This is a genomic window from Ochrobactrum sp. A-1 (genome assembly GCF_022488005.1).
Lineage (GTDB): Bacteria > Pseudomonadota > Alphaproteobacteria > Rhizobiales > Rhizobiaceae > Brucella.
Genome location: NZ_JAKVQC010000003.1, coordinates 393,789 through 406,665, shown reverse-complemented (window position 1 = coordinate 406,665; position 12,877 = coordinate 393,789). Strand labels below are relative to the sequence as shown.

Below are 12,877 nucleotides of genomic sequence, written 5' to 3'. Positions count from 1 at the left end.
TCGTCGAAATCATTGATCTGTCAGCGGTATAGATAGGGGCGCGTCTGCGGTCTTGGCAAGGAATGTTGCTGCACTTACGGAAAATCTACTGAGGCAGCATAAAGCTTTCGAGATAACCACTGCCGCGTTCGATTTCGCCCAGTGAAGCAGGAAACGTAATATTTGCCAGTGCGGCAGTGGGAAAACCTGCGCGGAGCTTCAAGAGACCATCCCTATTACCATCGCCACATAAGGCCAGCGCCAGATCTTCTATGCTGGGATTGTGTCCCACGAGCATCAGCGTCGGCACATCGCCATGTTCACGTATGGCTCGCATATAGTCAGCTGCCCCGCCGCTATAGATGGTATCATCGATTATGGTTTCGACCTCTGCACCCAAACGTTCAATAATACCGAACGCGGTTTCTCTCGTTCTACACGAACCGGAAAGAACCACCCGATCAGGATATAGGTTGATTGACTTCATTGTCCTTGCAAGCCGGTCAAGCGAAGCTTTCCCTTCCTGATCTAGAGGGCGGTCGAAGTCCTTCATTCCGGGTTTTGCCCATGCGGCTTTGGCATGTCTTAGGAGAAGTAAACGACTCATCTGTAACGTTCCAAGCTGTGTTTAGAGAGCATTTCCGGCCATAATTGGAGCGCAATTGAGCAGTCCAGAAGCCCATTCTCCCGATTTTTTGATGTCTGTCAGCATTATTTACAGTAGGTGACTGCCTAATTAATAGGCTCGTTATGCTGCCGCAGGCTGATGGTATCTGTAAGTGAAAAATGTACCCATTTTATTAGCAATAGATTGAAGTTATTATGATAGTTCAAAGAGCAACTATTCCCATGCATTTTTAAACTGCATAATTTTAATGCAAAATCATACAAAATTGATGCACTAAAAAGTAGTGGGATACGGTTGTTTGATGTTGTGTCCTTGTTGCTATGGAACTATATAACCGCTCGCGTCTCCTAGATGTGGGGTAATTCAGAATGAGTGAATTGATTGACCTTGACTATAGGCCCACTGAAGACGAGCCGTTCATGAATGAGCGGCAGAAGTCTTACTTCCGCGCGAAACTGATCGCGTGGAAGAATGATATTCTGCGAGAAGCGCGTGAAACGCTTGAAGCGCTACAGCAGGAAAATGCAAACCACCCGGACCTGGCGGACAGGGCATCCTCCGAAACGGATCGGGCAATTGAGCTACGTGCTCGCGACAGACAGCGCAAACTGATCTCCAAAATCGACGCGGCCCTGAGCCGTATTGATGAAGGAACCTACGGCTTCTGCGAGGAAACGGGAGAACCTATCAGCTTGAAGCGGCTTGATGCGCGTCCGATCGCTACGCTATCTATCGAAGCGCAGGAACGTCATGAGCGTCGTGAAAAAGTCTATCGCGACGACTAAGTTTCAAGACAGTTTAAAAAAATTATAGGCTGCGGTTTCCGCAGCCTATTTTTTATCGAGATGTACATTGGCTGGGAGCTCAGCTTCTGCGAATTTCATCCTTGGTCAATTCACCGAGAAGTTTTTCCATTTCATCTTCGATATCATCCTTGGCTTTGTCTTCAACGGCATCGTCCGTAGCAGAAATATCAAGTGAACTCAGAAGTTCATTTTCGAAGAACTCTGCGTCAAACGAGATAGCATCCTTGGCTTCATCGCTTGCGACGCTTTCCGAATTGACGTCCGCAGTGATCGAGCTGTGTAACGCGTCGCCGAGGTCGGCCAGATCATCGCCTGGCGTTTCGGCTGTAACCGCTTCGGATTCTACCGGTTTTGGCTCGGCAACCGTGATTTCAGGCTCCACGCGCTTCGGTTCCGAAGGAGTGCTGAACGCAGGTGCCGCAGTCGAGGAGACCGTGGGTTCGGTCACGTCGACCGAGGGAGATTTGTCCGTGACCGTTGTTTCACGCTCGGGAACGATGCTGCCGAGATTTGCAGAAGCAACCGATGCGATGGCAACACCGGCGGCGGCAGTCGCTCCGGAAGAGGTCGAACTCAGAACGCCGCGTGAAACCTGGCTCAACGGATAGGCCGGGTGGGCACGGGTTGACTGCGGTTGAGCTTGAGCGGGACGGGGCGGCAATACGGTGCGGGGTTGTGGCGGATAGTTGGGCGCCGGGCGTGGTTGTTGCGGTCGAGGCTGGACCGGCTGAACGGATTTCGGCTCAACAGGTGAACGCGGCGGGATGGGGGCCGTCGGAGCCTGTGGCGGAACACGTACAGGCGCAACAGTCTGCTGAGCAGGCTCTTCTCGTACTGGCTCAGGCTTGCGATAAGTCGGTGTTTCAATTGCGGACGTGATCTGGATCGCTTCGTCCTTCTCTTCGGCCTGTGGTGTTTGCAGTGGAAGAGCAGGGCGCTCCGCCTTTTCATTGGTCAGTGTTGCTTCGTGCTGTTTGAAGCGTTCAATGTGCTCTGGCTCTATGCGTGAAGCTTGCACGCGCGCGTGGGCACGCGATTCCATGACTATATTCTGTTCCACCACGACGTCGGTTGGTCCGCCGATGAGCAGCAGGTGTTCCACATCGTCACGGCGGATAAGGACAAGCTTGCGTCGGCTGTCCACCGCCGCCGCATCCATCACTGAAAGACGGGGCTGCCGTGTGCGCCCGTTGGAGACGAAGGTACCGCCGCTGAAACGACGAATGATACTGAGAACAACGAAAATTCCGCCAAGAATGATCGCAAATATTAGGATAAAGCCGACAATATTAGCCGCGCTCTCTCCAACGATGCCGCTGAGCCATTCCTTCATGCGGATACCCTCTTATACAATAAACGAAAAACCTGCGACGAATGGAGACTGCGTTTCCCCCGACACTCCGCATCATCACATGTTTGGTACAGTAATTGAATTTCTATGCCTTGGGAATGTTTCTTGGAAATGCGGGAAATATATGATCCCCAGGCAAAACAGTGCAAAAAAGTCCAATTTGCACCGTTTCAGTGCAGCAATGCTTGTACTGCTCGCCGATTAAAGCATTCTGCGAATCGGATATACCCTGACATATTGGCTGCGCGTACCCACGCGATGGCTAGACTGCGCAGAAAATGCATTCGAGAAAATCGGATATGCGGATGATTGAAATGACGTCTTGGCTGATCGAAAAAGCACATGGCATCCTGGTGCCTGTTGATACCCAGCCACGCAACATGAAAGGGCAGCAGGCTTGATGTCGCGACAGACGGACAACGCTTACCCGAAACCGCTCGTAATGCCCAAGCGCAATCGCAGTGGTGCCCTTCGCCTGTTGATCGTTGGCATTTTGCTGACCGTCGCCGCAATTGCCTATTTTGTGTTTCGCGATCGGTTGGGAGACGGATTTGCCCTCGTTCTCATGGGCATTCTGTCGATGGTCGGCGTCTTCTATCTTTTCGGTGCTGCAACTGGCCTCATTCAATTCAGTCAGAAGAACGGCGAACAGGATCTCGCGCACTCCTTCATGGATTCCCAGCCGGAAGGAACGGTTATTTCCGATGCGCGCGGCCAGATTGTTTATGCCAATCAGGCTTATGCTGCCATGACCGGAGTTGCTAATGCCGAAGGCGTTCGCTCACTTGATAATGTGTTGACGGCTGAACCGGCAGCGTCCGATGCCATTTATCGCCTGACGAATGCCGTTCGCGATGGTCTGTCGGCACAGGAGGAAGTACGGCTTTCCGGCGGTCTTTCTCGTGAAGCTCATGGTTCGCTGGCTCCGGTCTGGTATCGCATCAAGGCACGTCCCATCGAGGCGGGGCAGGAATTCAAAAGCCCGCTCGTTGCCTGGCAGATCGCCGATATTTCCGATGAGCGCGCGGAGCAGGAGCGTTTCTTTCAGGAACTGCAGGAAGCCATCAATCACCTTGACCACGCACCAGCGGGCTTCTTTTCCGCTGATCCTTCGGGTCGGATCATCTATCTCAATGCGACGCTTGCGGAATGGCTTGGCGTCGATCTGACCCAGTTCACGCCGGGATCGTTGACACTCAACGATATCGTGGCGGGCAGCGGGATGGCGCTCATCAAGGCGGTTAAAGCCGAGCCGGGCACGAGCCGTAACACTGTCATTGATCTTGATCTTATCAAGCGGAATGGACAGAGCCTCGCTGTTCGCTTCTATCACCGTGTTCAGGCCGCGCGTGATGGAACACGCGGTACGAGCCGTACTATCGTTCTGGATCGTGCGGAGGGTGAAGATTCATCGATGGCGCTGCGCTCCGCCGAAGTACGCTTCACGCGTTTCTTCAACTCGGCTCCGATGGCCATCGCTGCGGTTGATTCCGCTGGACATATATTGCGCACCAATGCGCGCTTCCTCGATATTTTCGCTCCGGTTGTCGATCGTGATGCGATCGATGGCAATGCAAAGCTTGAGATCGTCGTGCACGAGCGCGACCGAGAGACTTTCAACAGGGCACTTGCAGCCGCTTTCGCCGGGCAGGCGAGCATTTCGCCTGTCGATACGGTTTTGCCGGGTAATGAAGAGCGACATATCCGCTTTTACATGAGCCCGGTAACCGATCTTGGTGGCGAACGCGCCGAAGAGGCGGCGATTATTTCGGCCGTCGAGACGACCGAGCAGAAAGCTCTCGAAAACCAGATGGCACAGAGCCAGAAGATGCAGGCCGTCGGCCAGCTCGCCGGCGGCATTGCGCATGACTTCAACAATGTTCTGACAGCGATCATCATGTCGTCGGATCTGCTGCTGACGAACCATCGCGCATCCGATCCGTCATTCCCGGACATCATGAACATCAAGCAGAATGCCAATCGCGCGGCCTCGCTTGTGCGTCAGTTGCTGGCGTTCTCGCGTCGTCAGACGCTCCGTCCGGAAGTGCTCGATCTGACCGACGTTCTGGCAGACCTGCGGATGCTGCTGGCACGTCTCGTCGGCAAGGATATCGAGCTGAAGATCGATCATGGACGCGATCTCTGGCCTGTAAAGGCCGATCTCGGACAGTTCGAGCAGGTTGCCGTCAATCTGGCAGTCAATGCACGCGACGCCATGCCGGAAGGCGGTGCAATCACGTTGCGTACGCGTAACGTGTCGACGCAGGAAGCCGCAAAGCTTCATTATCGTGATCTGCCGGAAGCGGATTATGTGGTCTTCGAAGTGGAAGATACCGGAACGGGTATTCCTGCGGACGTGCTTGAAAAGATTTTCGAGCCGTTCTTTACGACGAAGGAAGTGGGTAAGGGCACCGGGCTCGGTCTGTCGATGGTCTATGGCATCATCAAGCAGACCGGTGGCTTCATCTACTGTGATTCCGAAGTTGGAAAAGGCACAACGTTCAAGATCTTCCTGCCGCGTCTTATTGAAGAAAAACGCGCTGATGATGCGCCAGTCGTTGTGAAGGAAAAGAAGGTCGAGAAAGCGACTGATCTTTCCGGTTCGGCAACGGTGCTTCTGGTGGAAGACGAGGATGCGGTCCGTATGGGCGGCGTGCGTGCACTTCAGTCGCGCGGATATACCGTTCACGAAGCAGCGTCCGGTGTCGAAGCGCTTGAGGTCATGGCCGAACTTGGCGGTGAGGTGGATATCGTCGTATCGGACGTAGTTATGCCTGAAATGGATGGCCCGACGCTGCTGCGCGAACTGCGCAAGACTTATCCCGACATCAAGTTCATCTTCGTATCAGGTTATGCGGAGGATGCATTTGCACGCAATCTTCCAGCCGATGCCAAGTTTGGTTTCCTGCCAAAGCCATTCTCACTCAAACAGTTGGCGACAACTGTTAAGGAAATGCTGGAGAAGCAGGATTAATGCTTCGGCTAGGCTTACACCGTGATGCCTGAAGGCAGTATCGCTATACTTGGAGGAGGGCCATCTGGTCTGATGGCCGCCGAAAGACTGTCAGCGCGAGGCTATTGTGTGACCGTCTACGAGCAGATGCCCACGGTTGGCCGCAAGTTCCTGCTTGCTGGCAAGTCTGGTCTAAATATTACGCATTCGGAAGATTTTACAGCTTTCGCGAAGCGGTTCGGCTCAAGCAGTGACCGTATATTACCGGCCTTGACCGCTTTTGGTTCGAGCGAGTTGCGCGCTTGGGCCGATGAACTGGGTGCCGCCACCTTTGTCGGCTCCTCAGGTCGTGTTTTTCCCGAAGCGATGAAGGCGTCGCCGCTTCTGCGCGCGTGGGGAAAACGTCTGGAAAATCAGGGTGTTCGCATTCTCACTCGACATCGCTGGCTTGGCTTCGAGGGCAATGGTCTCCGTATCGAGAACCCGGATGGTATTCAGACGATTACATGTGACGCTGTGCTCTTTGCTTTTGGTGGCGGAAGCTGGCCAAAACTCGGTTCCAATGGCCTCTGGATTGATGAGTTTCGACGCAAATTAATCGATATAGTGCCGTTTCAACCTGCAAATTGCGGTTTTGATGTTGCCTGGAGTGATTTTTTTGCCGAACGCTTCGCCGGTGAGCCGGTGAAGTCGGTCACTGTGACGTCCGGTGCAGGCACGACACAGGGCGAGTTTGTCATTACGCGCGGAGGGGTCGAGGGTAGCCTCGTCTATGCGCATTCCGCTGCTCTGCGCGACAGCCTGCAAGAAAGCGGAACGGCATTTCTGACGCTGGATCTTGTTCCGGGACGAACTCTCGAACGGCTGGTAGCCGATATTTCCCGACACGATACAAAGCTGAGCTTCGGCAATCTTCTGCGCAAGGCGGCAGGTCTGACCGGCGTGAAGGCAGCTCTTGTGACGGAGTTCACCCGCGACAGAAACCCGAAAGCGCTGGCCGCCACGATCAAGGCTCTTTCCATTCCGCTGCTCCGTCCACGCCCGCTGGATGAAGTGATTTCGTCGGCAGGCGGTATTCGTTGGCACGAAATCGACAAGAACTACATGCTGCCAAAGCTGCCTGGCATTTTTGTTGCAGGAGAGATGATCGACTGGGAGGCTCCAACCGGCGGTTATCTTCTGACTGCCTGTTTCGCGATGGGCCGTGCGGCGGCGGACGGTATCGATGCATGGCTCAGGGCAGGCAACACGCTCCGCGAGAGATAAGCTGACACGACCTTCTTTAAGTGGAAATCAGCACATTCGGATATACGGCTGATCGACTGCGGGCTAATCTGCCAGACAGGAGCATTGAATGCTTGCCGTCTGAGGGGAAGGTACATTCGCATGAATACAGCTTCTACCGTCGCTGCACACCCGCTTTTGAGACAACGAGACGGGCATCATGCCCGTGTTACCTTCGAGGAACTGTTCTTCGATCTGGTGTATGTTTTCGCAGTTACACAATTGAGCCATGAGCTTTTGCACAATCTGACGCTGACCGGCGTTGTGGAAACGTTGATCCTCTGGTTCGCAGTATGGCTCGGCTGGCAATATACCTGCTGGGTAACAAACTGGTTCAACCCGGAGACGCCGCAGATACGCACCCTATTGTTCTGCGTCATGCTGCTTGGTTTGATTATGGCATCGTCCATCCCCGGCGCTTTTGCAGACAAAGGCTGGATATTCGCACTGACTTATGTGGCAATGCAGGTTGGGCGGACTGCCTATATCGTGTTTGTTTTGGGACAGAACCATCCGCTTGCTGCCAATTACCGGCGAATGCTCGGATGGTTTGTGATTTCAGCTGTTTTCTGGATAGCCGGTTGTTTTGTCGAGCATGAGGCTCGTATGGCCTTGTGGTTGATTGCCGTGCTTTGCGAATACTTATCGCCGATGCTGGGCTTTGCGCTACCGGGCCTCGGACGTTCCCATACCAGCGACTGGACCATCGAGGGGGGACATCTTGCAGAACGATGCCAGTTGTTCGTGATCGTGGCGCTCGGCGAAACGTTGCTGGCTACTGGTGCGTCCCTTTCCAGTGCTGAAGAATGGAACATGGCTCTCATGTCGGCCCTGCTTGCAACTTTTGTCGGTACGCTTGCCATGTGGTGGCTGTATTTTGGCACTTCCAGTAAGGACGCAACAGAAACAATCACCCATTCCACCGATTCCGGGCGGATTGGCGCATATTTCCATTATGTCCATGCCATTCTGGTTGCAGGTATTATCGCAACGGCAGTCGGAAACGATCTGGTGATGGAGCACCCACACGATCCGTTGAAAACGTCTTATGTTCTCATTCTGGTGGCAGGACCGGCGATCTATCTGATTGGCAGCGCCATCTACAAGAAGGTCGTCTATGGTGTCATTCCCATATCGCACCTTTTCGGCGTTCTGGCCCTGATGGTTGCGATCCCGGTCGGTTATGTGGCCAATCTGTTGGAAATGGGCATATTGACGACGGTTATCATGCTGGTCGTGAGTGTATGGGAGGGGCGCAACAAAAGACTGCGCGGCACTGCGGCAGTGGGATAGGCGTGGCTTTCAGTGCCGTCGTCTGATCCCTATCTACGGACACCGATAATGTTTGGAAGCTTGTTGCGCATCATGTCAGATACACAGTCCGTCGATCATCAGCCAGCCGATAACGGCCATGTGAAAGTCGCCCGCAAGGTCGATATCGTGGTCATTGGAGCCGGACAGGCGGGGCTCTCATCGGCCTTTCATTTAAATAAGCTTGGGCTTGCAGGAGAGCGGCAATTCGTGGTTCTCGACAAGGCTGCAGGGCCGGGCGGAGCCTGGCAATTCCGCTGGCCTTCGCTGACGCTCAGAACCGCGAACGCGATTCACGATCTCCCCGGCATGAAGTTTGAGGATATCGTCGAAACGACCAATGGCGAAGTGCGCGCATCAGTTGCTGTCCCACAATATTATCGCGCATATGAAGAAAAGTTCGATCTTCCAGTGCACCGGCCCGTCATGGTCAAAGTGGTTTGTGACCGCGGAGAACGGATTCGTGTGGAGACCGATCGGGGCAACTATTCGGCACGCGGGATCATCAACGCAACTGGTACATGGGAAACGCCCTATATTCCACCTTATCCCGGTGCAGAACTGTTCAAAGGCCTGCAGCTTCACACACGTGACTATCAAACAGCAGATGTCTTCAAGGGCAAACGTGTTCTGGTTGTCGGCGCGGGCATCTCTGCTGTGCAACTTCTGGATGAGATATCGCGTGTGACGGAAACTGTTTGGGTCACGCGGAAGGAGCCTGCTTTCCGGGAAGGCCCGTTTACGCCGGAGCTTGGCCGTGCTGCCGTGGCTTTGGTGGAAGAACGTGTACGCCGCGGCCTGCCGCCGGGCTCGGTGGTTTCAGTGACAGGCCTGCCGTTGACGCCGGCAATCGAAGCTGCCCGTGCTCGGGGTGTGCTCAACAGGTTGCCAATGTTCAGCGAGATCACGGAAACGGGTGTTCAGTGGGACGACGGAACCGAACAATCCTTCGATGTTATTCTGTGGTGCACGGGATTTCGTAGCTCGCTTGACCATCTTGCCCCGTTGCAATTACGTAATACGGAAGGTGGCATCCTCATGACCGGTCGTTTGGCGACACAGGTTGCCGCTGATCCTCGCATCCATCTTGTTGGTTATGGCCCGTCTGCCTCGACCATCGGTGCAAACAGGGCAGGCGGCAGCGCCGCGCGGGAGTTGGCAAGTTATCTCGGCCTGATATGATCCGACATATGATTATTCGCGAGGGGCAGCATGAAGCGCATTTTGAAGTTTGTCGGTGGTCTTCTGCTTGCCATTGTGCTTGGAGTAACTTTCTGGCTGGCCATCAAGCCGCCTGAACTTTTGCGTGTCGGAACCGGCTATGCCGCCAAGATCATCTGCTCGAATGTTTTTATTACGGACCGGGATGCTGATGCCGTCCTTGCAGACGATGTTCAGGCACCGGGAAACCCGCTTCTGCGATTTCTGAATGCCTCTCTCGACAAGAATAACACCAGCGTGACGGTGCGTATTTTCGGTTTTTTTGCGCCAAGTACCGCAACCTATCGCCCTGCACTTGGATGCGCGAATATCCTGAAAGACGATTTGCGCGTTGAAATTCCAGCAGACCCGCAGGTACCGGCGGAGCCGATCCAGATTGAGGCCGACCCAGGAGTGCAGGCTGTGATTGAGGATCAGGCACTTGCTGGTCCAGGTATGCGCGCGATTGCGGTCATCCGCGATGGCAAGCTGATCGCCGAGAATTACGGTCCGGGTTTTAACGCCGATACGCCTTTGCTTGGTTGGTCCATGACCAAGTCCGTCGTTGCGACATTGATTGGCATGCGCATTGCGGAAGGGCGCATGAGTTTGGAAAGTAACGCGCTTTTGCCGGAATGGAAAAGCGATGAACGGACGAAGATTTCTCTCGCAAACCTGATGGCGATGAATAGCGGCCTGCGCTTCGATGAAGATTACGGCACCGTCACCGATGTCACGCGCATGCTTTATCTGGAGCCGAACATGGCTGGCTTTGCTGCGTCTTTACCGCTCGAGGCAGCGCCAGGGACAAAATTCAATTATTCCAGTGGAACGGCCAATATTCTGTCAGAGCTGTTCATGGACAGTTTCAATAGTCGCGAGGAGGCTCTGGCCTATCCACGACTGGCACTTTTCGGTCCGCTTGGCATGAGCAGTGCCATTCTGGAAACGGATGCATCGGGCGTCTTTGCCGGTTCTTCCTATATGTACGCTACGGCCCGGGATTGGGCACGGCTCGGCGCGTTTCTCGCGGATGGCGGAAATCTGTACGGAAAGCCTGTCCTGCCAGCGAACTTTATTTCATTTATGCACAAACCCAGGCCAGAGTCCGAAGGACGCTATGGTTCGGCACAAGTCTGGCTGCAGATTAGCGGTGTGAAGGCAGGTGAGGACGGCATTCCGGAAGATGCTTTCTGGATGTCAGGGCATGACGGGCAAAGCGTGATGATCGTTCCATCGATGCATCTTGCTGTAGTCCGTCTTGGCCTGACACCATCACGTGCGCGCTACAATGTTCAGCACCTAAACGCCAAGATTATTGAGGCTGTCCGACAGGCGCACTGATCGTCAGTTTGCGAAAATCATTGCCGCTCGGATTCTGGAAGGCGCTGAGGCCAAATTCTGGCAAAACTGCATAAAGGTGATCGAAAATATCCGACTGGATCTGTTCGAAGGATGCCCAGACGGTTGTGTTCGTAAAACAGTAGATTTCAAGCGGCAGGCCTTCAGGCGTAGGGTCCATCTGGCGCACCAGTAACGTCATGCCTTTATGCACACCGGGATGATTGCGCAGATAATTGTCCACATAGACGCGAAACGTACCGATGTTGGTGAACTGGCGCCTGTTGACCGGATTGTTGGCGCGGTCGCCTAACTTCTGGTTCCATTCGGCGATTTCCTTGGCCTTTTTCGGTAGATAATCCGCCAGCCAGTCAACGGTACCAAGTCTGGCTCGTTCCTCATCCGACAGAAAGCGAATAGTGTTCTGATCGATGTAAAGCGCGCGCTTGATGCGTCGCCCACCTGATTCCTGCATGCCGCGATAGTTCTTCATCGGCTCGGTGATGAGTTTGCGGATTGGAATGGTAGTGATCGTCTTGTCGAAGTTCTGGACCTTGACGGTGTAGAGCGCGATTTCCGTCACATCGCCATTGGCATCGAGGTTCTTCATTTCGATCCAGTCGCCAACACGGACCATATTGGAAGAGGCGATCTGCATACTGGCGACCAGTGAAAGCAACGTATCTTGGAAGACCAGGATAAGCACGGCGGCCATGGCACCGACACCCGAAAGAAGGATAACCGGCGATTTGTCCAGCAATGTCGCGATGATGAGGACGGTCGCGATGATATAAACCGCCAGCTTGGCGACCTGAATATAGCCCTTCATGGGGCGGAATCTCGCCTCTGGACGGCGATGATAGAGCGTGTCGACAAGCCCGAACACGGCGTTGACCGCCAGAGCCAGCGTCAGAATGATAAAGGCGATAGCCACATTCCGGATGACCGTGATCACGCCTTCGGGGAGTCCCGGAACCGCCATGATTCCAGATGAAATAATCAAGGCCGGAACGATGTTGGCAAGACGGCTGATGACACCGTGTTTCTTGAGCTCTTCGTCTTGCCCGAACGATGTTTTCTGGACAATACGATCAAGTAGCTTGAGCAAAATTGCCTTGATCAGAAAGTTCGCAATGAAAGCTGAAAGAAATAATCCCCCGAGCGCGCTAAGCGTTTCCGCCCAAGGATGAGCAATAAAAAATTCCGACAATAGACTTTCCTGAGATTAACCTGGTGAGATTTAAAAGCTGTGCTGCGGTGACTGTAGTGTGTTCTACCGGGAATTAAGGCGGTCGTATGAAGATTTCAACCGCGAGCAGTACCCATTTTTCATTAAAACCCCGGCCAATAGGCCGGGGTAGACTTGTGTGTTGAATATTGAAACGATATTACTGTGCCGGAGGTGGCGATGCGGGAGCCGTGTCGCTTGCTGGCGCATCAGTTGCCGGAGCATTCGTCTCGTTTGCCGCTGAAGGGTCGGCTACGCCATCCGCAAAAAGCTTAGAGCGGTCAAATGCTGGTGCATCCGTCAACTGTTGTTTGGTTGCCTTGATGACCAGCCATTTTTTGCCGTCGCTACGGGTTGCAAGCTGCAACTGATCCGGGCTTACGGCAACATCCTTTTCACCGATACCAAGAAAGCCGCCCACGCCGATCACTGCGGCCTCAATCTCACCTTCTGGGCTAGCGATAAGGTCATTCAGTTTACCAACGGTCTGGGCGTCAGCTGCGTCACTTTCATAAACGTTCTGCCCGATGAAAGAGGAGACCAGAAGCTGGCCTTCTTTCGGCTCCAGAAAGCCGACTTTGTCGGTCTCACCCGATGTGGGATTGCCAAACATGTCCTTGGAGGAAACCGGCATTTCCTCTGCTGCTGCCGGGGGCTCGGCAGGGGCGGGCGCTGGCGCGGTTGTCTGAGCATAAGCTGCGCCGCCAATCAGCAATGCACACGTCGTCGTCAGAAGTTTAGTTCTGAACATAACTATCTCCTTTATACGTTCGGTTGCTTAGACTGAACGTTGGAA

Annotated in this window: 10 protein-coding genes; 6 read left to right on the top strand and 4 right to left on the bottom strand. The window is 54.0% G+C overall.

What is annotated here, in order from left to right:
- Positions 1 to 85: 85 nt before the first annotated feature.
- A complete protein-coding gene (locus MKS82_RS03690; RefSeq protein ID WP_109988154.1) occupies positions 86 to 586 on the bottom strand; it encodes a SixA phosphatase family protein in 501 nt (166 codons plus the stop codon).
- A 389-nt stretch (positions 587 to 975) separates the two neighbouring features.
- Between MKS82_RS03690 and dksA the strand changes: the two genes are divergently transcribed.
- Entirely contained in the window at positions 976 to 1,392 is a 417-nt protein-coding gene (gene dksA, locus MKS82_RS03685) for an RNA polymerase-binding protein DksA (protein WP_006466858.1), read from the top strand.
- A 79-nt stretch (positions 1,393 to 1,471) separates the two neighbouring features.
- Here the strand turns inward: dksA and MKS82_RS03680 are convergent, their stop codons facing one another.
- Positions 1,472 to 2,746 carry a flagellar biosynthetic protein FliO gene (locus MKS82_RS03680; protein WP_109988153.1) on the bottom strand — a complete coding sequence of 425 codons (1,275 nt, stop codon included), beginning with the start codon at positions 2,744 to 2,746 and terminating at the stop codon, positions 1,472 to 1,474.
- Positions 2,747 to 3,164: 418 nt separating this feature from the next.
- On the opposite strand from MKS82_RS03680, the gene cckA reads away from it, so the two are divergent.
- The 5 genes from cckA to MKS82_RS03655 all read left to right on the top strand — a co-directional run bounded on the left by cckA (position 3,165) and on the right by MKS82_RS03655 (position 10,856).
- Positions 3,165 to 5,738 carry a cell cycle histidine kinase CckA gene (cckA, locus tag MKS82_RS03675; protein WP_109988152.1) on the top strand — a complete coding sequence of 858 codons (2,574 nt, stop codon included), beginning with the start codon at positions 3,165 to 3,167 and terminating at the stop codon, positions 5,736 to 5,738.
- Between the two features lie 24 nt (positions 5,739 to 5,762).
- Positions 5,763 to 6,983 carry a TIGR03862 family flavoprotein gene (locus tag MKS82_RS03670; RefSeq protein ID WP_109988151.1) on the top strand — a complete coding sequence of 407 codons (1,221 nt, stop codon included), beginning with the start codon at positions 5,763 to 5,765 and terminating at the stop codon, positions 6,981 to 6,983.
- A 120-nt stretch (positions 6,984 to 7,103) separates the two neighbouring features.
- Positions 7,104 to 8,294: a low temperature requirement protein A gene (locus tag MKS82_RS03665; protein ID WP_109988150.1), complete on the top strand. Its 1,191-nt coding sequence runs from the start codon at positions 7,104 to 7,106 to the stop codon at positions 8,292 to 8,294.
- A gap of 72 nt (positions 8,295 to 8,366) precedes the next feature.
- A complete protein-coding gene (locus tag MKS82_RS03660) occupies positions 8,367 to 9,494 on the top strand; it encodes an NAD(P)-binding domain-containing protein (protein WP_109988222.1) in 1,128 nt (375 codons plus the stop codon).
- A 30-nt stretch (positions 9,495 to 9,524) separates the two neighbouring features.
- Positions 9,525 to 10,856 (top strand): serine hydrolase domain-containing protein, encoded by a 1,332-nt coding sequence (locus MKS82_RS03655; RefSeq protein WP_109988149.1) that lies wholly within the window; start codon positions 9,525 to 9,527, stop codon positions 10,854 to 10,856.
- Here the strand turns inward: MKS82_RS03655 and MKS82_RS03650 are convergent.
- Together MKS82_RS03650 and MKS82_RS03645 are read right to left on the bottom strand one after the other, a co-directional pair.
- Complete coding sequence (locus MKS82_RS03650; protein WP_109988148.1) at positions 10,828 to 12,063, bottom strand: mechanosensitive ion channel family protein; 1,236 nt, start codon at positions 12,061 to 12,063, stop codon at positions 10,828 to 10,830. The genes MKS82_RS03655 and MKS82_RS03650 overlap by 29 nt on opposite strands.
- Before the next feature lie 178 nt (positions 12,064 to 12,241).
- On the bottom strand, positions 12,242 to 12,832 hold the full coding sequence (locus tag MKS82_RS03645) for a PRC-barrel domain-containing protein (protein ID WP_109988147.1): 591 nt from the start codon (positions 12,830 to 12,832) through the stop codon (positions 12,242 to 12,244).
- Between the last annotated feature and the right edge of the window lie 45 nt (positions 12,833 to 12,877).